The organism is Sagittula sp. (assembly GCF_052825245.1).
Map to the genome: position 1 here is coordinate 89,814 of NZ_JBRBWD010000036.1, position 25,113 is coordinate 114,926.

Consider the following 25,113-nt stretch of genomic DNA (forward strand, 5'->3'; position numbering starts at 1 on the left):
AGGGGATTTGACATGACGACCGGATTTTTCGAGGGGATTGCGCCGCTTCGGTACGAGGGGGCCGACAGTGCGTCGGAGCTCTGCTTCCGGCATTACGACCCGGACGAGGTGGTGCTGGGCAAGCGGTTGGAGGACCATCTGCGCTTTGCCGTGGCGTGGTGGCATTCCTTTGCCTGGGAGGGGGGCGATCCCTTCGGCGGGCAGACCTTCGTGCGTCCCTGGCATCCGCAGGACGACATGGGCCGGGCGAAGATGAAGGCCGATGTCGCCTTCGAGATGTTCGACCTGCTGGGCGTGCCGTTCTACTGCTGGCATGACGCGGACCTCCGCCCCGAACAGGGCGACTACGCGAAGAACCTGAGCACGCTGGAAGAGATCACCGACTACATCGGCGAGAAGCAGGCGGCCTCGAAGACGAAGCTTCTGTGGGGCACGGCGAACATGTTCTCGCACCGGCGCTGGATGGGCGGGGCCTCCACCAATCCCGATCCGGACGTGTTCGCCTATGCGGCCGCCACGGTGAAGGGCTGCATGGACGCGACCCACAAGCTGGGCGGCCAGAACTACGTGCTGTGGGGCGGGCGCGAGGGCTACGAGACTCTGCTGAACACCGACCTGAAGCAGGAGCTGGACCACATGGGCCGGTTCCTGTCGATGGTGGTCGACTACAAGCACAAGATCGGGTTCGAGGGCACGATCCTCGTGGAGCCGAAGCCGCAGGAGCCGTCGAAGCACCAGTACGACTTCGACGTGGCCACCTGCATCGGGTTCCTGCGCAAGTACGGGCTGGAAAACGAGGTGAAGCTGAACATCGAGCAGGGCCACGCGATCCTGGCCGGGCATTCCTTCGAACATGAGCTGGCGCTTGCCGCGGCGGAGGGGATGCTGGGGTCCATCGACATGAACCGCAACGACTACCAGTCCGGTTGGGACACCGACCAGTTCCCGAACAACGTGCCGGAGGTGGCGCTGGCCTACTACCACGTTCTGAAGGGCGGCGGCTTCACCACCGGGGGCACGAACTTCGACGCGAAGCTGCGGCGGCAGAGCATCGACCCGATCGACCTGATCGCGGGCCACGCGGGCGGCATGGACGTCTGCGCGCGGGGGCTGAAGGCGGCCGCGGCGATGATCGAGGACGGCGGGCTGGAGCAGGCGCTGGACGAGCGGTACGCCGGCTGGCAGAGCGAGGGGGCGCGGGCGATGCTGGGCTCCGACCTGGCGAGCATCCAGAAGCGGGTGCTGGACGAGCGGATCGAGCCGGAACCGCGCTCCGGCCGGCAGGAGCGGCTGGAGAACTACGTGAACCGCTTCGTCTGACGGCTGCGGCTGGCGGGGCGGTGGACAGGTCGCGGAGGCGCGCGTCGGTCAGGCGGGCGGCTTTGCAGGTCCTTGCCGGAACGGGCGTGGCTTCTCCTTGCGGGCCCGACGTTCGAACGGGGCTCTTCGTGCGGGAGGCAAATGTCGCTGGCCCAGGTTGCCGCGGGAGATCTGGCACCTGTCGCTGCACTGAACCCTACCCGGCAAGGCGGCGCGAAGCCCCGCCCTACGATTTGTTCCGCGCCGGCACGATCTGCTGAACGATGCCCACGGCGATCAGGTAGACCGAGGTCACGACCAGACCCCAGTGGGCCCAGCTTTCCGGGTGGAACTCGACCCATGCAGCCCACCCCGCGAAGAACGTCCAGGCCAGCGCCACCGGCAGGGACAGCGCGCGCCAGCGCTCGGTCCGGACGGGGTGGATGAACTTCAGCGGCAGGAACATCGCGACCGCCAGAACGGTGATCAGCATGAGGATCACCCAGAACCCCGGCTTGATCGCGAAGAGCACGAGGATCAGCATGTTCCAGCAGCCCGGGAAACCATGGAATGAATTGTCGGTCGTCTTCATCCGGCTGTCGGCGAAGTACATCGCGCTGGCGAAGGTGATGACGATGATCGCGAACCAGCCGGTCCAGCCGGGCAGAAGCCCGCTCTGGAAAAGCGCGAAGGCCGGGATGAACACGTAGGTCAGATAGTCGATGATCAGGTCCAGCAGCACCCCGTCGAAGCGCGGCGCGTTGGTCTTGACGTCGTATTTCCGGGCCAGAGGTCCGTCCACGCCGTCGACCGCAAAGGCGATCACCAGCCAGAGGAACATCACCGGCCAGTTCTCCTGCACGGCCGCCAGCAGGGCGAGCATGGCGAAGACGGCGCCGGTGGCGGTCAGCAGGTGGACACAGAGGGCGCGGGCTTCGACGGTCACGGTGGACTTCAGGCTCGGGGTCATCGACCCGTCATGAAGGAAATCGGGTGGGAAAGCAAACGATCAGAAGGACGTGCCGCAGCCGACTGTTGGATGGGGGCTCCGCCCCCGCGGCCTCTGAAGAGGCCGCTCCCCCGAGGTATTTGAACCAAGATGAAAGGCAGGGTCGGCGCTTCTGCCTTCATCTTGGTCCAAATACCTGACTTCGCGCCGAAGGCGCGCGGGTCGTCTCGCGGAACGCGAGGCGAAACCCGGCTCAGGTGCCGGACGGCGGGATGCGCATGAGGTTGGCCAGATGCGCCAGATCGGAGCCGAAGCCTTCTTCCACGTGACGGGCGGCGCTGCGGCGGGCGTCTTCGGGCTTGTTCTGGTTCAGCTTGAACGTGCTGTCGACCTGCGCGACCTGCAGCCGGAAAGGCAGGATCATGCGCAGGAAGCGGGCGGTCGTTTCCTCCGACATCTTGTCCATGGTCCACGGCATCTTGCCGGGGATGAACTCCTCGAAGGCGGCGGTCTGGCGGGCAAGCATGTCGGGCAGGTCCTCGGGCGGCAGCGGCTGCAGGGTGCCTGAAAGGTGCACGGCCACGTAGTTCCAGGTCGGCACCTGGTCGTCGAGGCCGTACCAGTCCGGCGAGACGTAGCCATCCGGCCCGGTGACGGCCAGGGTCACTTCGCGCGGTTCGCGGCAGGCGCGGGCGATGGGGTTGGAGCGCGTCAGGTGCAGGTCGACCGTCCGGCCGTCCCCGGCCAGCAGGAAGGGTACATGCGCGAGGTGCGGCGCCGCGCTGGTCGAGAGGCAGAGCGTGCCGAAGGCCCGGCTGCGCGCGAAGTCGAGGGCGACGGTCTCTTCGGTCTGACGGAAGGCGGGATTGGTGTGCATGGGGTCTTGGGATCCGGTCTGGGGCCGCGGCGTTCGTCGCATGTGGCGTGCGCCGGGTAAAGCGTGGATCGTGCCGGGCGTCGGGCCAGAGGCGCGGCGTGGTGCCGAGGGCTCAGAGCGGCGTGGCGGTCAGCCGGGTGCCTTCGCTGCCGGTGATGCGCGCGGCGACAATCTGGCCGGTGGGTTGCGGCGTGGCGAAGGTTACCTCGGTGAACTGTTCCGTGCGGCCCATGTCGGGCGCTTCCATCAACACCTGCGCCGTGCGCCCCTCCTGCGCTGCGAGATGGCGGATCACGGCGGCGTCGCCGGCGGCGCGCAGGCGGGCGGCGCGGTCCTTGATCGTGGTGCCGTCCACCCGGTTGGGGATCTTGGCGGCCGGTGTGCCGGGCCGTGCCGAGTAGGGGAAGACGTGCAGCCACGTCAGGCCGCAGTCCTCCACCAGCCGCAGCGAGGCGTCGAAGTGTTCGTCCGTCTCGGTCGGGAAGCCCGCGATGATGTCGGCCCCGAAGGTCATGTCGGGGCGCAGGGCGCGCGCCTCCTCGCAGAAGCGGATGGCGTCGTCGCGCAGGTGGCGCCGCTTCATCCGCTTCAGGATCAGGTCGTGGCCGTGCTGCAGGGACAGATGCAGGTGTGGCATCAGGCGCGGCTCGGTCGCGATGGCCTGCATCAGCGCGTCGTCCGCCTCGATCGAGTCGATGGAGGAGATCCGCAGGCGCGGAATGTCGGTCAGCTTCATCAGCCGCAGCACAAGGTCGCCGAGCCGTGGCTGCCCGGGCAGGTCCGCGCCCCAGGACGTCAGGTCGACGCCGGTCAGCACGACCTCGTTGTAGCCCTCGTCGCGCAGCCGCTTCACCTGGTCGACCACCACCCCTGCCGGAACGGAGCGCGAGTTGCCGCGGCCGTAAGGGATGATGCAGAAGGTGCAGCGATGGTCGCAGCCGTTCTGCACCTGCACGTAGGCGCGCGAGCGGGTGCCGAAGCCGTCGATCAGGTGGCCGGCGGTTTCCTCGACCGACATGATGTCGTTGACCAGCACACGGGGCGTGTCGCCGATGAAATCGGGGGTCAGGCGGCGCCACGTCTCGGGCGCCATTTTCTCGGTGTTGCCGATGACGTGGGTGACCTCGTCCATCGCGGCAAAGCTGTCGGGGTCGATCTGCGCGGCGCAACCGGTGACGATCAGCGGTGCGTCGGGGTTGTCGCGGCGCAGGCGGCGGATCTCCTTGCGGGCCTTGGCCACGGCCTCGGAGGTGACGGCGCAGGTGTTGACGATCACCGCGTCGGTCAGCCCGGCGTCGGCGGCGAGGCGCTTCATCGCTTCCGTCTCGTAGGCGTTGAGGCGGCAGCCCAGCGTGGTGAATCGGGGCGCGTCGGTCATTGGCCCAGCCATTCGGCGGTCAGCGTGCCGGTGAAGACATGCGAGGTGGGGCCGGTCATCCAGACGCCGTCCTCGCGCCAGTCAACCTGCAGCGTGCCGCCGTCGAGGTCGATGCGCACGGCGCGCCCGGTCAGCCCCCGGCGGGCGGCAGCGACGGCGGTGGCGCAGGACGAGGAACCGGAAGCCAGCGTCAGCCCCGCGCCGCGCTCCCAGACCCGCATCCGCAGGTGGTCGGGGCCGACAAGGCTCGCCACCTGCACGTTGGTGCGTTGCGGATAAAGGGGGTGATGCTCGATCGCCGGGCCGAAGGTCGTGAGGTCCACGGCTTCTGCATCCGCCACGAAGAAGGTGCAGTGCGGGTTGCCCATGGATGTCGCCACCGGATCGCCGTCGATGGGCAGGTGCAGGGTGTCCACCTCCTCCGCCAGCGGAATGCGCTGCCAGTCGAGGACCGGCACGCCCATGTTCACCGAGGTCAGCCCGTTTCCGGCATCCACCGCATGCAGCGCGCCGTGGACGGTGGTCAGGACAAGGCGGTCCTTGCCGGTCTCGGTCATCAGGTGCCGGGCGATGCAGCGGGTGGCGTTGCCGCAGGCCGCCGAGGTCGAGCCGTCGGAGTTCAGGAACACGAGGTGCGCGTCCGCGTTGCCGCCCGGCTCGATCAGGGCGAGCTGGTCGAAACCCACGCCCATGTGCCGGTCCGCCAGCCGCGTGGCCAGTTCGGGTGTCACCTGAACGGCGCGCGCACGTGCGTCGATGACAACGAAATCGTTGCCGAGCCCGTGCATCTTCATGAAGGGCAAGCCTGTGTCGCGCGCGTTATCCATGGCGCGCATATACGCCCGAAGACCGACGCGCGCCAGAGGGGGCGGGAAGGCCGGCGGTCACTCCGTCGCGACGAGGAAACGCCGTTCGGTGGTATCGGCGGAAGCTTGGTGGTTCCTGGCCGTTGGTGGGCCGGGCCGCGGTCGGGCAGAGGAGGGCAGCCGACACGTTCGGGATGCCTGCGAAGCCCGGGTGCCCATGGCGATTGTGGCTGGGTCTGTGTCCGCGATTCATCGGTCTGGTCGACGCGGGAGAGAGCGGCCGGTGGAGCACCCCGACGAAGACGAGCGGCAGCACGACCGGACGGTCATGTCGCCAGCGGCTGATTCCCTGTGACAGCGGCGCTATAGACGTTCCGGACCTGTGCTTTTTCGTTTATACACAAGCCATTCGACGATACTGACCTTGGGCAGAGAAAAAGCCGGATATCGGGGTTGACGGGATTCGCAGTTGTGACTAGACAGCGCTCCACACAGTGGGCCGTTAGCTCAGTTGGTAGAGCAACTGACTTTTAATCAGTGGGTCGCAGGTTCGAATCCTGCACGGCTCACCACTGACTTCCCGGAATGACGACACATGATCGTCGATCTGAACGGGTTCAGTTACCTTCCTTACATGACCGACCGTGGTTCTGGTGCCTTAAGGGCTGCGTCCAGGCGAGCGTGTGGCGTCCGGCGGGCTTTGGAGCAAACGGGTCTTGCCGGGCGGCGGTGCGTTGAGCGCCAACGTATGCGAATCGTGTACTTTTGGTGCCGATTGCATAAGGGGAGTTTTCGTTTGGGACGACTCCCGGCCAGCGAAAGATCGTGACGTGCCGCATCCGAAAGATCGTGACGTGCCGCATCCGAAAGATCGGGACGTGCCGCATGCTGCGCAACCTTAGAAAGCTGCGACAGCAGTTTGTGGGACCGGGGCAGGAAAGGCAGACGCCGCACGAAGCGGCGTCCCACCTCATGTCACGGATATGAGCCCGTCGTCGTAGGTTGTCGTGGTGGTCGCCAACTGGCCGTTCGCATCGTACTCGAACACGCGTTGCATCCAGTCGTAAACGTCGTCGGAGTCGACCGTCGTGCCCTCGGTCCGGAGGCCATCGACGAAGGTCTCCGTGTAGATGCGCCCGTCGTCGTAGGTCGTCACGAACTCTTCCGGGGTGCCGGCGGTGTCGAAGGTGCGGTCCTGACGGGCCCAGACGAAGGCGTCCTCGGCGTCGGTCACGCTGTGGGCGGTGCGGATGCCGTCGGTGTAGGTGGTCGTCGCGATGCGGCCATCGTCGAACACGGTTTCCCGGGACAGACGCACGCCGTTCGCGTCGAAGGTGTCCGTGGTCACGCTGCTTGACAGGACCTTGCCGTCGGCCCGGGTCAATACCGTTTCCCAGCTGCCGTCCTCGAGGAAGGTCACGGTCCGCACGCGGCCATTGTCGTAGGTCGTCACGTATTCCGCCGGGGCGCCGCTGGTGTCGAAGGTCTGGTCCTTGCGGGCCCAGCCGAAGGCGTCGTCGTGGTCGACGATGGAATGGCTCGCGCGCTTGCCGCCGGTGAAGGTGGTCGTGGCGATGCGGCCGTCGTCGAAGACGGTCTCCCGCTCTGTCCGCGCGCCGTCGTCGTCGAAGGTCGTGGTGGTCACGTTGCCCTTCAGGATCGCATCGTCGGGGCCCCGCAGCACGGTTTCCCACTGCCCGTCACCAAGATAGGTGCGGGTCCGGACGCTGCCGTCGTCGTAGGTGGTCGAGAAACCGACCGGCGTGCCGTCCGCGTCGAAGCTGCGGGTCTTCTGCGCCCAGCCGAAGCTGTCGCCTCCGTCGCTGATCGTGTAGGTGGCGCGCGTGCCGTCGACATAGGTGGTGGTGGCGGTGCGGCCATCGTCGAACACCGTCTGCCGCGTGGCGGGCTGGCCTTCGCCGTCGAAGGTGGTGGTGGTCTCGTTGCTCCAGCGGATGCTGTCGTCGGGGCCGCGCATGACGGTTTCCCAGCGGCCCGGCTCGATCAGGGTGCCGGTGCGGATGCGCCCGTCGTCGTAGGTTATCGCGTATTCCAGCGGCGCACCGTTTGCGTCGTAGGTGCGGTCCTGCCGCGCCCAGGCAAAGACATCGTCGCTGTCCACCACGGAATAGGCGGCCCGGCGCCCGTTCTCGTAGGTGGTCTCGGCGACGCGGCCGTTGTCGAAGGTCACCTGGACCTGGGATTTCCGCCCCTGCGCGTTGAAGGTCGTCGCCTTGCTTGTCCAGGGGCGTAGGTTGTCCTCTGCCTCGCCATCCAAAAGCGTCGTCACCCGGTTCACGTAGACATCGACGCTGGCCGAGGTGCGGTGGCCGAGCGCGTTGGCGATCTCGTAGGTGAAGCTGTCCGCTCCATGGTAGCCGGCGGTGGGCGTGTAGACGATCCGGCCGTCCTGCGCGGTGACGGTGCCGTGGCTGCCCTGCGCGACGGAGGAGATGGCCGGTACGCCGCCGTTGCCGTCCGCGTCGTTGTCCAGCACGTCGATGGTGACGGCGTTGTCCTGCGCGGTGGTGACGCTGTCGTCCTGCGCGGTGGGCAGATAGGTGTTCACCGCCGTGACCGTCAGGGTCTGCGTCGAACTTGCGACGCCGTCGGAGGCCGTCACGATCAGCGCGTAGTCGGAAGTTCCCGCCGCGCTATTGGGCAGGAGCTCGGCCACGTTGCCGGCATAGGCGATCTCGCCAGTCGCCGGGTCGATGGTGAAGAGCGCCGCGTCTGGGCCCGAAAGCGAGAAGGTGACGGCGTGGCCCTGCGCGTCGGTGGCGCTGGCGGTGTAGACCGGCCCGGCCTGTCCCTGTGTGAGGGTCACCGCCGTGTCGGCGGGCAGGGCAGGGGCGGTGTTCACGAGGTCCGCAATGGCATGATCCGAAGTCGTCACCCCGTCCGTCAGGCGCAGCGTCCGGATGTTCTCCAGCCGGTCCGTGCCCTCGCTGGCCGAGCTGACCTGGTACACGCCGCCCCCCAGGTCGGTGACGAAGAGGCCGGACAGCGGTGTCCGGTACACGGCCACGTTGTCGTCTGTTCCTGTCGACCCGAGGATGGTGTCGTCGCCTGCGCCGCCCTCGGCCGTGTCGTTGCCTGCGCCAAGGGTGATGTGGTCGTTGCCGGCCCCGCCGGATACGCTGTCGTCTCCGGCCCCGGCGCCGATCGTGTCGCGCCCGTCATTGCCGGTGAGCGTGTCGTCCAGCGCGCCGCCACGCAGGTTGTCGTGGCCCGATCCGCCTTCTAGGTCGAACTGCTCGACGTTGGCGAAGGTCTGGTAGACGTACCCGTAGGCGTCGACATAAACCCGGTAATAGACCGACCCGTCGGACTGCGGATGGTAGGTGATGCCGTTGGTGGCCGTGCTCCAGTCCAGGGTCAACAGGTCGGTGCCCGTGCCGCCATCGAAGTAGCCCGATCCGATGGCGAGCAGATCGGTGGCGAAATGGTCGTCGCCCGCGCCGCTGCTGAACCAGTTCGACAAGTTGAACCAGTTGACGTGCGAGGCAACGCCCCGCGTGTCGAGCGTGTCGTTGCCCGCACCCGTCGCGAGGTGGATCTGTTCGATGCCGGAGACGCGCGTCTCGTTCTCCGTTCCGGCGTAGAACACCGCTTCGGCGCTCTGCGCGTCGGCGAGGATCAGGGAAATGTCCTCTGCCGGGTCGATTTCGGTCGCGGGGTCGAACCGCATGTCGAGCTGCAGCCAGTCATGGCCTTCGCCCGCGACGATGGTGTCGCCCTTGTCCGCGCCGTAGATCCGGTCGTTGCCGCCGTTGGTGACGAAACGGTCCCGCCCGCCGATGGCGCGCAGGCTGTCGTTGCCGGAACCGGAGGTGATGTCCAGTTCCTCAAGGTCCGAGAAGTACTGGTAGATGTAACCCCAGCCGTTCAGGTAGCCGCGATACCACGTGCTGCTGGAGTTGCTCTGGAATTCGACGGCGTTGGCGGTGGCCGACCAGTCGATGGTCAGCTTGTCATAACCCGCTCCGGCCACGAAGTTCGCCGTGCCGCGCGACAGGTGATCGGTCAGATAGGCGTCGTCACCCGCGCCTGCATCGAAGTGGTTGTTGGAGCCGAACAGGTCGTAGGTCGAAAAGACGCCCCGCGCGTCGAAGGTGTCGTTGCCCGCACCGGTGTAGAGGTGGATCTGTTCGATCCCCTGCAATTGCGTCTCGTCCTGGGTGCCCGCGTAGTAGGTCGCCGTGTTCGACTGCAAATCCAGCAGGTTGACGGTGATGTCCTCGGCCGGATCGGTCTCGCTCGCGGGATCGAAGCGCAGGTCGAGCGACACCCAGTCGTGACCCTCGCCCGCGATGATCGTGTCGCCTTTATCCGCGCTGTGGATACGGTCGTTGCCGCCGTTGGTGACGAAACGGTCCCGGCCGCCGATGGCGAGCAGATTGTCGCCACCCGAACCGGAGGTGATATCGATCTCTTCGATGTCCGAGAAATACTGGTAGATGTAACCCCAGCCGTTCACGTAACCGCGATACCATGTGCTGCTGGAGTTGTTCTGGAATTCGACGGCGTTGGCGGTGGCCGACCAGTCGATCGTCAGCCTGTCGTAGCCTGCACCGGCCACGAAGTTCGCCGTGCCGCGCGACAGGTGATCGGTCAGATAGGCGTCGTCACCCGCGCCTGCGTCGAAGTGGTTGTTGTAGGCGAAGTAATCCTTGGAGGACGCCACGCCCCGCGCGTCGAAGGTGTCGTTGCCCGCGCCGGTGTAGAGATGGATCTGCTCGATCCCCTGCAGCTGCGTCTCGTCCTCGGTGCCCGCGTAATAGGTCGCGGTGTTCGACTGCAGGTCGAGCAGGTTGACTGTGATGTCCTCTGCCGGATCGGTCTCGGTCGCGGGATCGAAGCGCAGGTCGAGCGACACCCAGTCGTGGCCTTCGCCCGCGATGATGGTGTCGCCCTTGTCGGTGCCGTGGATGCGGTCGTTGCCGCCCTGCGTGATGAAGCGATCCCGGCCGCCGATGGCATAGAGAATGTCGCTGCCTGCGCCGGTCTTGATGTCGATCTCTTCGATGTCCGAATAGTAGAGGTAGGTGTACCCGTAGTTGTCGACGTAGGTCCGGTAAAAGGTGTCGGTCGAATTGGACAACAGCGTGGTGGCGTGGAGCGTCGCGCTCCAGTCGAGGATCAGCTTGTCGTAGCCCTCACCGGCCACGAACCGCGAGAAACCGAGCGCGCTGAGGTCGGTGGCGAACAGGTCGTCACCATCGGCTGCGTCGAAGTAGTTGCTCTTGTTGAATAGGTTGTAATTCGATCCCACACCCCGCGTGTCGACGGTATCGTTGCCCGCGCCGGTGTAGAGTGTGAACTGCTCAAGGCCCTGGACGTGGGTTTCGTCGCCGGTGCCGGCAAAGAACACCGCCTCCGCAGAGGCGATGTCCGCGAGGACGAGAGAGATGTCCTCCGCCGGGTCGGTCTCTGTCGCCGGGTCGAAACGCAGGTCGAGGTGGGCCCAGTCGTGACCTTCGCCCGCAACGATGGTGTCGCCCTTGTCCGCGCCGTGGATGCGGTCGTTGCCGCCCTGCGTGATGAAGCGGTCGCGGCCGCCCACGGCATAGAGTTCATCGCTGCCTGCGCCGGTCTCGATGTCGATCTCTTCGATGTCGGAGTAGTGCTGGTAGACGTAGCCGAAGTTGTCGGCGTAGGTCCGGTAGAAGGTGCCGCCCGAGTTCGACGTCAGGTTCACTAGGTATTTCGCCGTGCTCCAGTCGAGGATCAACCTGTCATAGCCCGCGCCCGCGGTGAACACGGTGGCCCCGAGCGCCAGCAGGTCGGTGGCGAAGGTGTCGTCGCCATCGCCGGAATCGAAGGCGTTCGAGGTGTTGAAGTGGTTGCTGCTGGAGGCGACGCCGCGCGTGTCCAAGAGGTCGTTGCCCGACCCGGTGGTCAGGCGGATCTGCTCGATCCCCTCCCAGCGGGTTTCGACCGCGGTGCCGGCATTGACCGTGACCGTCCCGTCTTGCGTATCGGCAAGCCGCAGCGTGAAGTCGAGCCCGAGGTCCACGTCGTCTGCCGTGCGCACGTTCGCGTAGACGAGGTCATGCCCCGCCCCGCCGGACACGTCCAGCGCGCCGCGATAGCCGTACAGACGGTCGTTGCCGCCGTTGCCGTGCAGCGTGTCGTCGAGGTCGCCGCCGACCAAGGTGTCCTTTCCGGCGCCGCCCCGCAGGTCGAAGGCCTCGATGCCGTCGAAGTAGACGTAGGTGTAACCGAAGTTGTCGACGTGCGTGCGATAATAGGTGCCGCCGGAGTTGCTCGTGTAGGTGATGGTTCCGGTCGCGTCGGACCAGTCCATCCGCATGATGTCGGCGGTGCCGAGGTCACCGTGGATGTAGTTCGACCCCAGCGAGGCGAGCGACAGCCGCAAATCGTCGTCGCCGTCGTCGCCGTTCATCACGGCGCGTCCGCCCGCACCCGCGATGATCGTGTCGTTGCCGTCTCCGCCGCTGATGGTGTCGCCGTAGGTGTTGCCGGTGATCCGGTTGTCCAGCGCGTTGCCGGTGATCGCCATGGCGCGGGCGTTGTCGGTGACGGTCAGGTCCTCGACGGCCACGGCCTGCACCGACATGTCGAAGCTTCCCGTCCCGGCAGAGAGCAGTTCGATCAGGTCGTGGCCGTCGCTGTCCGCGATCGAATCCAGTGCGTTGTCGACGACGTAGGTGTCGTCTCCGCCGCCGCCGATCATCGTGTCCTCTCCGGCGAGGCCGTTCAGCCGGTCGTTGCCCGCCGTGCCGGTAAGGGTGTTGTCGAGCGCGTTGCCGGTCGCGGTGCGGGCTGTGCCGAAGAGGGTCAGGTCCTCGATGTTCTGCTGGCTCGAGGTGTCGAGCGACCAGTCCACCCAGGCCTCGACAAGGTCGGTGCCGGTGCCGATCTCGGTCACCTGCTCTGCGGCGTGGTCCACCACGTAGGTGTCGTCGCCATCGCCGCCGACCAGCGTGTCCGCGTCCGCCCCGCCGTCGAGGCTGTCGTTGCCGGTGCCGCCCCAGAGCGTGTCGCCGCCCGCCGCGCCCAGCAGCGTGTCACCGCCGCCTAGCCCGTAGAGTTCGTTGTCGGTGCCGTCGCCGATCAGCGTGTCGCCGTGGGCGGAACCTTCGATCTCTTCGATGCTGACATAGGTGTCGCCCTCGGCATCGCCGCCGGACTGGGTGGCCTCTGTCAGGTCGATCAGCACCGCCGAGGCCGCGCTGCGATAGCTGGCCCGGTCGCGTCCGGCGCCGCCGAAGTAGGCATCCGCCCCGCCCTTGCCTTCGAGCGTGTCGTCGCCATGCGCGCCAACCAGCGTCTGGTCCAGCGCGTTGCCGGTCAGGTCGCCGTCGGTCACCGAGGCGTCGACATAGAGCGTCTCGATGTCGTGCCACGCGTCGAGCGCGAAGGTCGAGAGCTTGGAGATCACCGCATCGGCGCCGTTCCCGGCGGTCTCGACGATCTCGTCGACCAGATTGTCGACCACGTAGGTATCGTCGCCGCCGAGACCGATCATGCTGTCGGCACCGGACTGGCCGTCCAGCCACTCGCCCGCGGCCGAGCCGTTCAGCGTGTCGTCGCCTGCCCCGCCGTAGAGCGATCCGCCGGGCAATGCCGACTGGTTCGCGGTCAGCACGTTGGCGTTGTCGTTGCCCGTGCCGGAGATGGCGCTGCCGATCAGGGTCAGGTTCTCGATCTGGTATTGGCTGCCGGTGGCGATGGACCAGCTGATCGCCGCGCGCACTTCGTCCACGCCGCCCGCCGCGGCACTGACCGTCCCGTTGCCGATCTCGCCGTAGCGGTTCTCGTCCACCACGTCGCCGGTATCGTCGACGAAGTACACGTCATCGCCCATCGCGCCGACCATGGTGTCTGCGCCGGTGCCGCCGTCCAGCGTGTCGGCACCCTCCGATCCCAGAAGCACGTCGTCGCCCCCGGCGCCCGCGACGGAATCGTCGCCCAGCAGGCCGATCAGCATTTCGTTCCCGGCGCTGCCGGTCAGCGTGTCGCGGTGGTTGGAGCCCTGAAGCACCTCGATCTGGGACAGGCTGTCGCCCTCGGCGCTGCCGCCGGTGCCGTTCCCCGTGCCGAGGTTCACGTTCACCCCGGCGGAGGACAGGACATAGGTCACCATGTCCTCCCCGTCGCCGCCGACGATGGTGTCGGCGCCGTCGCCGCCATAGAACAGGTCGTCGCCGATCCCGCCGGAGAGGTTGTCGTCGCCGTCGCGTCCGAAGAGCGTATCGTTGCCGTCGCCGCCTTCCAGCGTGTCGTCCCCGGCGCCACCCGCGAGCATGTCTTGGCCGGCATCGCCCGAAAGCTGCGCGGCGACGGTCAGCGTCTCGGCCAGCACAAGCTGGTCGCTCTCCGCCCCTCCGGCCGCCAGCAGCAGCGTGACGCCGCCGTAGGTCTCTGCATAGCCGTTGATCGAGACGGTGACGTCGCTGCCGCCGGCAGAGCTGACATAGACCACCTCTGCGCCATCCGCGGCGTCGCCGACCAGCCGGTTGCCCGCGAGCGCGCCGGTGTTCAGGGTCAGCGTGCCACCCGACAGTGCGCCCAGCCCCAGAGTGGAAGTGGAGGTCGCCAGCGCCGCGCGCCCGGAAAAGTTGAAGTCCGCCAGGGTGAACTGCGGTGTCTCCAGCCGGAAAAGGTCGCCGCCCAGCACCTTCGCGGCCAGCGACAGCCCGGCGGTGATCGACCCGGAGGCGTCGAAGGCGCTGAACGGGTTGGAGGTGATCGCTGTCAGGAACTCGTCGTAGTACAGCCTTCCCCGTTCGCTCTGGATGCCATCCGCGATGTCGAGGTTGATCGTTCCGGTGATGTTGCCGCCGCCGTAGATGCTGGCGATATAGGCGTCGAGCGAGGCGCCGAGGTCGATGGTGGCAGAGACGGAGGCCTCCGGCCCGGCGCCGTCGATGATGTAGAGCCCGTTGAGTGCATCCAGAACGGATGCGCCGGGGGCGGCCAGTCCGCGTGTGCTGTAGCCGAAGGCGAGGTCGAAGGCGGCGCCGATGGACCCGCCGATGTTGACCGTGATGCCCGGGAAGATCGGCAGGTTGACCAGGCTGTCGCCGCCCACCTCGAAGTCGACCGTGGGGAAGTAGATCTCCACGAGGTCGGCGTCGCCGCCCAGCAGCAGGGACAGCGCCTGGCCCGGATCCTGCAGGATCGGCAGGGCAAAGCTGGTGCCCTCGATCATCTCCTGCAGCATGTCCTTCGGCGTCGTGCCATCCGCCCCGGCGGCGCCCCAGTCGCTGCCGGACACGTTGGCGACCACGTCCGACAGGTTGTCCGCCAGCCCCTGCAGGTCGAGGTCCGAATCCGCCAGCTTGAACGCAAGCGCGCGCACGTCCTGCCCGGTCTCCAGCGCGTAATCGCCAAAGTTGAGCCCCGCCTCGCCGAGGTTGACGGAGGACAGGTACTCCGCCCATTTGACCACGTCTTCCGCCAGCTCGATGAAGTCCTCGAGCGGACGCAGGTCGAAGTTCGGCGCCGCCAGCTTGACGAGATCCAGGAGGTTGACCGTGCCGTCGCCGGTCAGGTCCAGCGTCTCGTGCCAGTCGGGAAAGTACTTCAGGAAAGGGATGTCGGCGGTGATGACCTCAAGCGCCTTGCCCACGGGCTCGATCAGCGGCTCGATCGCGTCGAAGATCGGCAGCATGACGTTTTCGAGGAAGGTCCCAAGGTCCAGCGTCACGTCCCTCAGGACGACGGTCGGCAGGTTGCCGAAGCTGATGTTCTGATCGCCCGGCGTCACGGTGGCGTTGACGAACTGCCAGTCCACATCCAGTACGGTAGAGACGGAGGGCAGGGCGCCGGTGCCGAAATCGGCGGCGAGCGAAAGGGAGATATCGGCGTCGCCGGTCAGCAGGACGTTCAGGAAATCCTGCGACAGCTCCGACAGGCGCAGCATGCCGTCGCCATTCGGGTCGATCAGGTCGATGGCAAAGTCGAGGTCGAGATCGGACCCGGCATCGGCGACGATGTAATTCAGGACGCCGATATTGGCGGTCGCCGCGAAATCGACCGAGGTCGTCCCCAGCGACAGGTCCACTCCCGAGCCGGCGGTTTCGATGAAGAAGCCCGCCGCATCCACCCCGAGCGTCAGGTTCAGCGCGGCGGCTGCGGCGACCTCTGCGGTGCCCGAAAGCGACAGGCCCAGGCCGGGCAGGGCGAGGTCGCCCGCAAGGCCGAGGTGCGCGGTTTCCTCGCCGCTGGCGCCCAGTGTCAGCGTGACGCTGTTGGTGCCGACGCTGGCGCTGACCACGACGCCGGACAGGCCGAGCGAAGACAGGGCGTTGGCGACCTCGATTTCCAGTTCCGCAGCGGTGTAAGAGGCCGCCCCCGACAACGCCGACAGGGCGTTCAGAAGGGCGGTGCGGACGTCGCCGACCACCTGCGTCGCGTCGTTCACGGACCCGCCGAGGCTGGTCCCGATCAGGGGGAGCGTTTCGGCCAGGGCCTGCGTGGCATAGGCTGTGTTCAGGGCGGAGAGGGCGGTCGACGCGCTGGTGCGAAGCTCGTCGATCTGCGACTGGGAAATCGTGGGCAAGAGAAAAATTTCCTCAAAACGGCCCACGGAAAAACGGGGCACTGAGACATAAATTGCACAAAGTTCTGCCCGATTTCGGTCAATTCGCGCAAGTTTTGAACTTGTCTATGAATGCGGTAATTGGGCTTTATGCGATGATTGCGTCACGGATTGACAATCACAGATTGCGGGCAATTCGGCCCCACATCTGAACCGTGTGAATTGCCCTGTTTTCCGTTGCGAGGCCAATTGGAAACGGTCGATGGATCGAATGGGATTCGCGGCCGCCAGACGGTTGGCTCTTTTTTGCGTGGCCGTTCCGACACCGCTTGCCAATCCGCCCGTCGTCGCGCCATCCTCCGGCCATGCGCCTTGCCCTGCTGTTCCTTCTTCTCCTCGCGGCCTGTGGCCGGCCCCTGACCCCGTCGGAGGCCGAGTACCTGGCTGCCATCCACGGCCCGGACCTCGACACTTCGAAGATCCGGCTGGTCGATGGTCATTTCGCCGGTGCGATGACCTACCGGATCCCGGTCCGGCCGCGCACGACGTGCCAGGAACGCATCTGGCCGCCGCTTTCGGAAACCACCGAGGTCACCGTCGCGCCCGCGGCCACGGTGCTTTTCAACAAGGTGATGATCCGCGACGACATCTACCGCCCCGATTTTCTGGAGGGCTGGCCAGAGGAGGTCGACCTGCTGGACGCCATGCTGTTCGCTCACGAGGCGACCCATGTCTGGCAGTGGCAGAACCGGAAGCGCACCGGCTACACGCCGCTGAAGGCCCTGAACGAGCACGTCGCATCCAAGGACCCCTACCTCTTCGATCCGGACAACACGACGCGCTTTCTCGACTACGGCTACGAACAGCAGGGCAGCATCGTGGAGGAATACGTCTGTTGCCGTCTGCTGGACCCGGAGGCGCCGCGCACCGCCCGCCTGCGCAGCCTGATCGCCGCCGAGATGCCCATCGACCGGCTGGACCGCGTCATCACGACACCGCGCGTGCGGGTGCCGTGGAAGGACGTGGAGACCGAGGGCATCTGCCGCTGACTCATTCCTGCCGCTGGATTTGCGTGATGAAGGCCACGAGGTCCACGACCGGGCGCGAAGTCAGAACGGGCTGTCCGGCCGGGGTCTTGATCGGTACGTCGAAGACCCCTTCGAAAAAGTCTCCGTAGACCGGCATGGGAGAGCCGTGGCTGACCAGCGGATCGCGCCCGTCGATCCGCTTGACCACCCTCTCCATCGGAAAGGTCCCGCCGTTCTGCGCGGCGAGTTCGGTCAGGTTGACCGGCTTGATCATCATAACGCCCGCCATCGGCCCGTCGCCCTGTCCTTCGAGGCCGTGGCAGGTGGCGCAGTGTCGGGTGAAGAGGTCGCGCCCGACCTCCGCATCCTGTGCGAAAGCGGGCAGCGCGAGGCTGCAGAGCAGAATGGCGAGGCGGGTCATGGCGGTCTCCTTGGTCTCCCTCTGGCTACGATGGCGCGGATCACCTCTGCGTGCCTTGACACGCATCAAGGCTGGAGCTGTGCGGCCGCCGTGCTAGCCTTTTCCGGATCATATGTGGGGGACTTCGGATGCTGGCACGTGTTTTGGCCTTTCTGCTCAGCGCCAGCGTGGCGCAGGCGCAGGATACCGACCTCGAACTGGTGTTGTTGGCGGACGCCTCCGGCAGCATCGACTCGCGCGAGATCGCCTTCCAGCGGCAGGGCTACGCGCAAGCCATCACCGACCCGGAAGTGCTGGCGGCCATCGGCGGCACCGCCTACGGCAGCATCGCGGTCACCTATGTGGAATGGGCGGCGAATACCGCCGTCGTGGCCGACTGGATGCTGATCGACGGGCCGGAGACGGCGCAGGCCTTTGCGGACGAGTTGACCGGCAAGCCGCGCCAGGCCTACGGCCGCAACGCCATCGGGGCTGCGCTGCTGGATGCGCTGCGGCTGATGGACACCAACGCACATGAAGGCTGGCGGCAAGTGATCGACTTCTCGGGCGACAGCGCGAACAACTGGTCGGGGCCCTCCATCGAGGAGGCCCGCGATACCGTGCTGGCGGCGGGCGTGACGATCAACGCCCTGCCGATCCTGCGGTCGGATGATCCCGGGCGCGCGCAGGGCGGGCTTGAGGCGCTTTATGAAGAGCGGATCATAGGCGGCCCCGGTGCCTTCGTGGTGACGGCAGAGAGCCGCGACAGCTTTGCCGAGGCCGTGAAGCGCAAGCTGATCCTCGAGATCTCGGGCACCGTGCCCGCGCCACGCGAGCTGGCCGCGCGCTAGACGACGGCGGTCAGGTGCGCGGCGGGCGGCGCGGCCTCCTGCGGCCAGGGCACCGCTGCGCCATTGGCCCGCAACTGCGCAAAGCCCCGCCCGAAGTGCCGGGGGTGGGCCTCGATCCGCAGCGGGCGGTCGTCGAAATCGGTAAGGTCGAGCGTGGCGCTGCGGTTGTCGGTCTCCAGCGTCTCGCGCAGCACCTGCAACGCGATGGCCTGACCCAGCCGCAACTGCTGGATGTTCTCGGCAGGATGCCAGCCGCCCGACACGATGCGGGCCAGCGCGATGTTGGAGGCCATGCGGTCCGCCTCTTCCCCCAGCGCCTGCGCCGGTCCCGTGGTGCCGACCATCTGGATCTGCGCGCGCCGCGACGTGTCGAACACCGCCTTCAACAGGGTCGCCATGGCACCGGCCACGACGACATGGCTGGCGCAGTCGGAGGGCGGCACCGCCTGCCGCTCCGGTTCCGCCAGCGGCAGGAAAAGCGAGGTGTCGAACCTCTGGCAGCCGCGCAGCGTGCCGTTGTCGCGGCTGACCCAGTAAAGAAGGTTCGGCGCGCATTCCGCCAGTTCGTCGGCGGCGGCACGGTAGAGCGCGTTCGTCGGTTCATTCCCTCGCTCCTCGCGCGCCAGCCAGACGGTCATTCGTGCGGCAGTCACGGCAGGCCGGGCCAGGCGGCTGCGGGACATCAGGAGGTCCAGCGCGGCACGGCGGGCGCGGGTCTCGGCCTCGGCCATGAGCGCCAGCAGGCGGGGACCGCGCCACATCGGTTCCGACAGCGCCAGCCCGCCGTCGAGCGCGGCGCGATGGGCCAGCGCCTTGAGCGCGGCGTTGTAGAAGGGGCGGCCCGCGGGCGTCTCGTGCAGGCCGCCGGACATGTCCTCGAGCGTGCCGGGATCAATGGCGCCTTCGCGTTCAGGCGGCGTTTGAAGCGTTGCGCCGCTGTGCCGTCCGCACCAGTCGAGCCACACCGACATCGGCGCATCGGGCGCAGGCGGGCGGCGCACCGGGTCGGTTACGGTCCCGGCGTGGTCCCCGCTCCAGAAGCGCGACACGCGGGTCTGCGTGCCGCGCAGCGCGACACCGCAGTTGAACAGCGTCCTGAGGGTAAGCTGCCCGTCGGCGTTCCAGCGCAGGGCGCGCCGCTGCTCGGCCTCGGCGTCGCCTGCGATTTCCGGCAGGCTGCGGGTCTGGTCGAACCATGCGAGGCTGCGCAGATCGCAGAGCAGTTCGTGCAGCGTGAAATGCGTGGCGCCGTCGATCCAGACCGCGCAATGGGGATCATCCAGGTCCGCCAGCCCGCGCTTCCGCAAGAGCGAGAGGGCAAAGATCTCGGCCATGTCGGCGGCCAGTTCCGAGACGCAGAGGCGCGGCGCCTCCGGCACGATGGCTTGGTGACGGGGGCCGATCCGGGCACCTCCGCCGTCGATCACCTTCAGTGTCGTGGTGGCCAGCGTCGGGGCGCGCTTTCGGGCCCTTGTCTGGTCTGGCGTCTGGGTACGTGTCATATCTTCCCCCGGATGGTCCCGGCGCTCTATAGGCGCTGTTGACGATGCGTTGACCCAAGCATGCGCAGCGTGCGTGATCGTACCGTGAGTGCTCCGCAATTTGCGCGTGAATGCGTGATTAATTGCGGTTCAGGGGTCGGTAATTCACGCATCGGAGGGCGTGAATTCTGCGCAATTCACCTTGGCATTCCAGCGGCTTGCTTGACCGGCCCACGGAAACCGCCTTTGATTTACGCAAAGGCACACAGGGGGGAATTTCGATGGGTTTTACCTGGAGCGTACCGCGGCCGCACACCTTTCGCGACGCTTATCTCGACTGGTCGCGCCTGCTGGGCAAACGTCTGGACGCCCTGCCGCCGGAGCGTCCGGACAGCGGCGCGGAGTACGAGCCGATCTTCGTCGCGCTGCAAACCGGGACCGATCCGCTGGCCGCGCGCCAGGCGCTGGTCGACGCTCTGGCGGCCAGCACGGTCCTGCTGATGGACCCGCACGAGACGCAAGCCCTGCAGGCCCGCATCGACGACCCCGCGACTCACGCGACCCTGCCGGACGAATACGCGCTGTACCGCAAGGTCGGCACGCCCGACAGCGAACACGCTTCCTTGTTCGATGTGCTGGACACCGGCGTCCCGGTCCGGCTGGAGGAGGCGCCCGCCGCGGTGGCGTCCGCGCCCGCGACGGCTGCAGAGGCCATCCCCCCGGGCACCCCGATCGTGGCGATCATCGACGACGGCGTCGGGTTCCTGAACGCCCGGTTCCGCAAGTTCGTGCCGGACGGCACCGCCCGCACCCGCTTTCACGCGGTCTGGCTGCAGGCGCTGGAAAGCCGCAGCACGGAGGGTGGGGTCCTGTCGGGACAGGTGCTGAACGCGGCGGACATCGACGCCCTGCTGCCCTTGCCGGAGGACGCGACCTATGCCCGGCTCAACAGGGCGCTGGGTGGGGTGCGGACGCGTCCGGCGCTCGGGGCGCAGACCAGTCACGGGACGCATGTGCTGGACCTCGCCGCCGGGGCCGATCCGCTGGATGAGCACGATCCCGTCCGGGACTGGCCGCTGATCGCGGTGCAACTGCCGTCCGAGACCATCGACGACACCTCTGGCATGTGGTTCGAAAGCTACATGGTGCAGGGGCTGCGGTGGATCCTGCGCCGCGCGGCAGAGATCGACGCCGCAGCGCCGGTCATCGTTAACCTGTCCTTGGGCATCACCGCCGGGCCGAAGAACGGCACCCGCTTCGTCGAACGGCAACTAGCGCGTGAGGCGCGCGTCTGGGAAGAAGTCACCGGCCAGCCGGTGCGCATCGTCTGGTCCTTCGGCAACAGTTACCGCGGTGGCCTGCTGTGTGGCTTCGACCTTCAGCAGGGCGCGGAGGCGCAGGCCGTGGTCCGCGTCCAGCCCGACGACATGACCGCGAGCTTCGTTGAATTCCATCCGCGCAACGCCACCACCGGCGATCTCGCCCTGTCGGTGACCGCGCCGGACGGGACCACCACAGGGTTTCTCAAGTTGCAGCCCGGAGAGATCGTGTCGCTGGAGGACAAGGGCACGTCCATCGCGCGGCTGTATCACGTGCCGGAGCGCCCTGCCGGGGCGGACGGGGTGGAGGCGGCGCATTACACGCTGGCCCTTGCCCCTACCAAGCAGCGCAAACCCCGCGAGGAGGTGGCCCAGCCCGGCGCATGGACCATCGACGTGCGTCAGGACGGCGACGCGGAGGTCTGCGTTCTCTGCCAGATCCAGCGCGACGACGCCCTTGGCGGCAGCCTCATGCGCGGGCGGCAGGCCTATTTCGATCACACAGGCGCCTACGGATGGAGCAAAACGGCGGCCTCCTACACCCAGCCGCAGGACGACTGTCCGGTGACGCCGTCCGGCTGTCACAATGCGCTGGTCACCACCGCGGCGCGTCAGGTGTTCTCCTGCGGTGCGGCGGTCTGGACACCTCGTCACCCGGTGCCGACCCATGCGAACTTCGCCCCGGCGTTCTACAGTGCTCAAGGGTCGGAGTGGACGGTGGCGACCCCAACGGTTTCAACGCTCGTGGATCATGGCGCCTTCTCCGGCGGCACACGGGGGAGCGGCACGCTGTCCAGCTCCGCCCGGCGGCTGGGGGGGACAAGCGCCGCTGCTGGTCGCCTGACGCGGGCGCTGGGGCTTTCGGCCGGGCTGATTGCGGCCAACGCGCAGAACCCGGCAACCACGCAGACCGACGACCTGGACCCGGCTGCCCTCGATCTGTTCGAGGTCGATGAGGTCCGCAGGTCGCGGCTCGGGGCCTATATCGTCGTGGCGCAGGGCAGCGGGCCGGGGGCCGATCTGCCGGTCTGACGAAAAGCGGACTGGCGCACAAAGAAACACCGGGGCGCCTTGCAGCACCCCGGCCCACCGACAACGTCCGGCGTGCGCCGGGTACTGGTTAAACCCTTACCATTCCTCTTTGGCGTCGGCCCACATGCGGCGCAGCCACGCCGGGATGATGTCCGCGGTCAAGGTGACGGATGTCGTCTCGATGATCGTGTTGCCGGCCAGCGCGTCGGTCAGCGCCTTCAGGGTGAAGTCGCCGGCATAGGCATCGCCGTGGAAGGTGCGCGCCTTGACCTCGGTCTCGCCGTCGAGAAGCCGGACCAGCGCTTCGGCCAGGGTCACGCCAAGGACGGCGCCGGCCATGCTGTCGGTGGGGAAGTGCACACCCGCCACGGTGCGGTTCATCGCGATGCGTTCGGCATGGCGGTAAAGCTCGTTGCCGTCCGCGATCTGCTGCACCGGATCGAAGGCCCTGTTGTAGAACAGCCGCGTCAGCAGCGTTGCCGAGGCGAAGCTTTCGGTGGCATGGCCCGAGGGCCACGACCCGTGACCCGGCGTCTGGATGATCGGCTGCACCTTGGCGGTCATGGCGATCGGGCGGGCCACGTCGAAGGCATGCTTCAGCGGCTGCTCGATCATCGTGCACAGACGGTAGATCGCCTGGTTCAGGGCCAGCGTCCACTTTGTGGCGTCCGGCGCCATGTAGCCGACGAGGGCAAAGAAGCTCTGGATGTCGCCGGTCTGCATGACGATTTCCGACAGCCGGTCGCCGCGCAGGTCGGCGTAGGTGCGCAGGAAGCCAAGCTGGTTCTGGGCGAGGAAGGCGTTCGTGGGTTTCCTGAGCGTGACGATGGTTTCGCCGCCCAGGGTCACGCGCCCCTCGTCGTTGGTGTCGGTGGAGGTGTCGAGGGAGACGCCGAACATGCCCGTCAGCGCCTGGTCTAGGACCGCCCGGCGCGGTCCGGTCTCCATGGCCTTCAGCGCGGCCCAGCTGTCGCGGCCGGTGGGGTGCGGCTCCCGGTCGGGCGAACCGTCCCAGAACCCCACCGTGCCATCCCGCGCCATGCCGAGGGCCGCCCCGGTGAACCCGCTGTCCGGGCCCGACTGGTGGTTTTCCGTCGCCTGGTGGTTTTGGTGATTCTGGTGGTTTTGATGGTTCTGGTGATTCTGATGATTTTGGTGGTTCTGATGGTTCTGGTGATTATCGATCCCGAATACAGGCATGCCGTCTTTTCTCCCCAACCCCGCATTTCGACCAATTCAGACCCGATGCCTGCCGTTGCGTCAAATTGCTTAACGAATTGTAGTAATTGATTTACGGAAATTTCACGAGTGTTGCCGGTCTCGTGAGCCGGTGTTAACGTCGCGTGACCTAAGGGGTAATCCATGTCCGGACCGCAGGACAATATTCTGAGGATCGAGGTGCTCGGCCCCTTCAGGGTGGTCGGTCCAAACGGCATGGACCTGACCCCGAAAGGCGCAAAGAATCAGGCCCTCATCGCGATGCTGGCGCTGAGTCCCGGCATGAACCGCACACGCCGCTGGCTTGAGGACAAGCTCTGGTCGACCTTCGGTCCCGAGCAGGCCAGCGCCAACCTCAGACAGGCCCTGTCCAAGCTGCGCAGCGCGCTCGGCGACGAGGCGGTGCGCCTTGGGTCGGACCGCAGCGCCGTCTGGCTGGAGCAGGCCGGTGTTCGTGTCGACCTGCTGGAAGAGGTCGTCCCCGGCGACGAGCGCACCGAGCTGCTGGAAGGCATGGACGTCCGCGACCCGGAGTTCGAGGACTGGCTCAGGCAGGAGCGCGCGCAGCTTCAGACGATGATCTCCCGCGCGACGCCGTCGGACAGCAAGGGCGTTCTCATCAGTTGCCGCAGCGACGTGTCGGGCGGCCTGCACAGCCAGATCATGAGCGAGGTCCTGTCCAACCAGATCGGCGAGAACATCGGCGAGCAGGTGCGCGCATGGCGTCAGGCGGACCCGGAGCTTTCGGGCGCTATCGAGGCGCCGGACAGCGACGTGGTGATCCACAGCCAGATCGTGCAGGACAACGAGGGCCACACGCTGTTCCTGAAGGCCGTGCACCAGCCCAGTGCGCGCATCCTCTATTCCAAGCTCCAGCGCATCGATCGGCTGGAGGACGTGATGAACAGCGAGGAGGCGGTCGCCCGCACCGTTTTCGAGGCGGCGGACCAGATCCTCGGCAAGCTGCCCCACGTGCTGCAGAAGGACCGGCCCGAGTCGCGTTCGACCGCGTTGTCGCGGCTGGGGCTCTACCGCATGTTCAGCTTCGACCAGGATGCCCTGCGCGAGGCCTACGGCTTGATGGATCAGGCCTTCCGCAACGACCCGTCGGGCATCTACCTCGCGTGGTGCAGCCTGATCCGCATGACGCAGATGATGGAGCTGTCGGAGGCGGACCAGAGCGACCTCATGGACGAGACGATGGAGCTGTACTACCGCGCCATCGAACTGGATTCCGACAATGCGCTGGTGCAGTCCATCGTCGCCAAGGTCCGGGCCACGACCGTGGGGGACACCGCAGGGGTGATCGACATGGCGCGCAACGCGGTGGAGCGCAACCCGGCCTCTGCCTATGCGCTGAAGTCGCTGTCCGAGGGCTACATGCTGGCGGGCGACCTGGACCGCGCCTACAAGACGTCGGCCCGCGCTTGCGCCATCGCGCGGACCTCGCCGTTCCGCCACTACTGGGACACCGGGCATTGCGTGATCGCCATCGCCTGCAACCGGCCACAGGACGCAATCGAAGCCGGGGAGGCCGCCGCCCGCGCCGCGCCCCTGTCGCGCCCGGCGCACCGCCACCTGCTCGCGCTCTACGCCATGCAGGGCGATCTGGAAAAGGCGCAGGCCGTGGCCAGGAAGATGGCCAAGATCGAGCCGGGCTTCAGTCTCGACAAGCTCATCAACGACGACACCTACCCGGTGCGGACGCTGCGCAACAAGGGTCTGCTGGACCCGATCCGCGCCCTTCTCTGAACCCGCCAGACAGCCCTTGGAGAGGCTGAAACAATGTGCGCGGCGGTTGGCCGTTGGTTTCCGATTTCGTCAAGATACCGCCAAATCTGCCTATTTGCGTCACATTCTTCGCGTTTCTGGACAACGAGCAGACGCCCTGAAGACATAATTGAATCGCGCAGCTGCCGCACATGTTGAACGGTCCGGGGGATCCCGCCGATCCGAACCGGC

At 66.9% G+C, this 25,113-nt stretch carries 13 protein-coding genes and 1 tRNA gene; 6 read left to right on the forward strand and 8 right to left on the reverse strand.

Annotation, left to right across the window (positions count from 1 at the left end):
- Window positions 1-12 precede the first annotated feature (12 nt).
- Window positions 13-1,320 (forward strand): xylose isomerase, encoded by a 1,308-nt coding sequence (gene xylA, locus ACU0DV_RS16125; RefSeq protein ID WP_446242153.1) that lies wholly within the window; start codon window positions 13-15, stop codon window positions 1,318-1,320.
- A 226-nt stretch (window positions 1,321-1,546) separates the two neighbouring features.
- Here xylA and ACU0DV_RS16130 read toward each other — a convergent pair whose 3' ends face one another.
- The 4 genes from ACU0DV_RS16130 to dapF form a co-directional block, all read right to left on the reverse strand.
- Window positions 1,547-2,269: a CDP-alcohol phosphatidyltransferase family protein gene (locus ACU0DV_RS16130; protein ID WP_198521839.1), complete on the reverse strand. Its 723-nt coding sequence runs from the start codon at window positions 2,267-2,269 to the stop codon at window positions 1,547-1,549.
- Window positions 2,270-2,501: 232 nt separating this feature from the next.
- On the reverse strand, window positions 2,502-3,125 hold the full coding sequence (locus ACU0DV_RS16135; protein WP_446242154.1) for an FMN-binding negative transcriptional regulator: 624 nt from the start codon (window positions 3,123-3,125) through the stop codon (window positions 2,502-2,504).
- A gap of 112 nt (window positions 3,126-3,237) precedes the next feature.
- On the reverse strand, window positions 3,238-4,503 hold the full coding sequence (mtaB, locus tag ACU0DV_RS16140; RefSeq protein WP_100928194.1) for a tRNA (N(6)-L-threonylcarbamoyladenosine(37)-C(2))-methylthiotransferase MtaB: 1,266 nt from the start codon (window positions 4,501-4,503) through the stop codon (window positions 3,238-3,240).
- Window positions 4,500-5,339: a diaminopimelate epimerase gene (dapF, locus tag ACU0DV_RS16145; RefSeq protein ID WP_446242155.1), complete on the reverse strand. Its 840-nt coding sequence runs from the start codon at window positions 5,337-5,339 to the stop codon at window positions 4,500-4,502. Before dapF ends, mtaB begins: the two co-directional genes overlap by 4 nt.
- A 466-nt stretch (window positions 5,340-5,805) precedes the next feature.
- Between dapF and ACU0DV_RS16150 the strand changes: the two genes are divergently transcribed.
- Window positions 5,806-5,881, forward strand: a tRNA-Lys gene (locus ACU0DV_RS16150).
- A gap of 398 nt (window positions 5,882-6,279) precedes the next feature.
- Here the strand turns inward: ACU0DV_RS16150 and ACU0DV_RS16155 are convergent.
- Window positions 6,280-15,843 carry an Ig-like domain-containing protein gene (locus ACU0DV_RS16155; protein WP_446242156.1) on the reverse strand — a complete coding sequence of 3,188 codons (9,564 nt, stop codon included), beginning with the start codon at window positions 15,841-15,843 and terminating at the stop codon, window positions 6,280-6,282.
- Between the two features lie 344 nt (window positions 15,844-16,187).
- Between ACU0DV_RS16155 and ACU0DV_RS16160 the strand changes: the two genes are divergently transcribed.
- A complete protein-coding gene (locus ACU0DV_RS16160; RefSeq protein ID WP_370311378.1) occupies window positions 16,188-16,871 on the forward strand; it encodes a hypothetical protein in 684 nt (227 codons plus the stop codon).
- 1 nt (window position 16,872) lies between these two features.
- Here the strand turns inward: ACU0DV_RS16160 and ACU0DV_RS16165 are convergent, their stop codons facing one another.
- Window positions 16,873-17,271, reverse strand: coding sequence for a c-type cytochrome (locus ACU0DV_RS16165; protein ID WP_446242157.1), 399 nt, complete (start codon window positions 17,269-17,271; stop codon window positions 16,873-16,875).
- Window positions 17,272-17,399: 128 nt separating this feature from the next.
- Between ACU0DV_RS16165 and ACU0DV_RS16170 the strand changes: the two genes are divergently transcribed.
- Window positions 17,400-18,101, forward strand: coding sequence for a DUF1194 domain-containing protein (locus tag ACU0DV_RS16170; protein ID WP_446242158.1), 702 nt, complete (start codon window positions 17,400-17,402; stop codon window positions 18,099-18,101).
- Here ACU0DV_RS16170 and ACU0DV_RS16175 read toward each other — a convergent pair.
- On the reverse strand, window positions 18,098-19,603 hold the full coding sequence (locus ACU0DV_RS16175; protein WP_446242159.1) for a bromoperoxidase: 1,506 nt from the start codon (window positions 19,601-19,603) through the stop codon (window positions 18,098-18,100). The genes ACU0DV_RS16170 and ACU0DV_RS16175 overlap by 4 nt on opposite strands.
- A 260-nt stretch (window positions 19,604-19,863) precedes the next feature.
- Here ACU0DV_RS16175 and ACU0DV_RS16180 point away from each other — a divergent pair, with 260 nt between their 5' ends.
- The gene (locus ACU0DV_RS16180) at window positions 19,864-21,933 is read left to right on the forward strand and encodes a S8 family serine peptidase (RefSeq protein WP_446242160.1); all 2,070 of its coding nucleotides are present in this window, start codon (window positions 19,864-19,866) and stop codon (window positions 21,931-21,933) included.
- A 96-nt stretch (window positions 21,934-22,029) separates the two neighbouring features.
- On the opposite strand, the gene ACU0DV_RS16185 is transcribed toward ACU0DV_RS16180, so the two are convergent.
- Window positions 22,030-22,974 carry a phosphatase PAP2 family protein gene (locus ACU0DV_RS16185; RefSeq protein WP_446242161.1) on the reverse strand — a complete coding sequence of 315 codons (945 nt, stop codon included), beginning with the start codon at window positions 22,972-22,974 and terminating at the stop codon, window positions 22,030-22,032.
- Window positions 22,975-23,295: 321 nt separating this feature from the next.
- On the opposite strand from ACU0DV_RS16185, the gene ACU0DV_RS16190 reads away from it, so the two are divergent.
- The gene (locus ACU0DV_RS16190; protein ID WP_100928184.1) at window positions 23,296-24,903 is read left to right on the forward strand and encodes a transcriptional regulator; all 1,608 of its coding nucleotides are present in this window, start codon (window positions 23,296-23,298) and stop codon (window positions 24,901-24,903) included.
- The last annotated feature ends 210 nt before the right edge of the window (window positions 24,904-25,113 follow it).

Coding starts and splice junctions, on each gene's coding strand:
- xylA (WP_446242153.1), top strand. CDS start 13: ATGACGACCGGATTTTTCGAGGGGATTGCGCCGCTTCGGTACGAGGGG.
- ACU0DV_RS16130 (WP_198521839.1), bottom strand. CDS start 2,269: ATGACCCCGAGCCTGAAGTCCACCGTGACCGTCGAAGCCCGCGCCCTC.
- ACU0DV_RS16135 (WP_446242154.1), bottom strand. CDS start 3,125: ATGCACACCAATCCCGCCTTCCGTCAGACCGAAGAGACCGTCGCCCTC.
- mtaB (WP_100928194.1), bottom strand. CDS start 4,503: ATGACCGACGCGCCCCGATTCACCACGCTGGGCTGCCGCCTCAACGCC.
- dapF (WP_446242155.1), bottom strand. CDS start 5,339: ATGCGCGCCATGGATAACGCGCGCGACACAGGCTTGCCCTTCATGAAG.
- ACU0DV_RS16160 (WP_370311378.1), top strand. CDS start 16,188: ATGCGCCTTGCCCTGCTGTTCCTTCTTCTCCTCGCGGCCTGTGGCCGG.
- ACU0DV_RS16165 (WP_446242157.1), bottom strand. CDS start 17,271: ATGACCCGCCTCGCCATTCTGCTCTGCAGCCTCGCGCTGCCCGCTTTC.
- ACU0DV_RS16170 (WP_446242158.1), top strand. CDS start 17,400: ATGCTGGCACGTGTTTTGGCCTTTCTGCTCAGCGCCAGCGTGGCGCAG.
- ACU0DV_RS16175 (WP_446242159.1), bottom strand. CDS start 19,603: ATGACACGTACCCAGACGCCAGACCAGACAAGGGCCCGAAAGCGCGCC.
- ACU0DV_RS16180 (WP_446242160.1), top strand. CDS start 19,864: ATGGGTTTTACCTGGAGCGTACCGCGGCCGCACACCTTTCGCGACGCT.
- ACU0DV_RS16185 (WP_446242161.1), bottom strand. CDS start 22,974: ATGGCGCGGGATGGCACGGTGGGGTTCTGGGACGGTTCGCCCGACCGG.
- ACU0DV_RS16190 (WP_100928184.1), top strand. CDS start 23,296: ATGTCCGGACCGCAGGACAATATTCTGAGGATCGAGGTGCTCGGCCCC.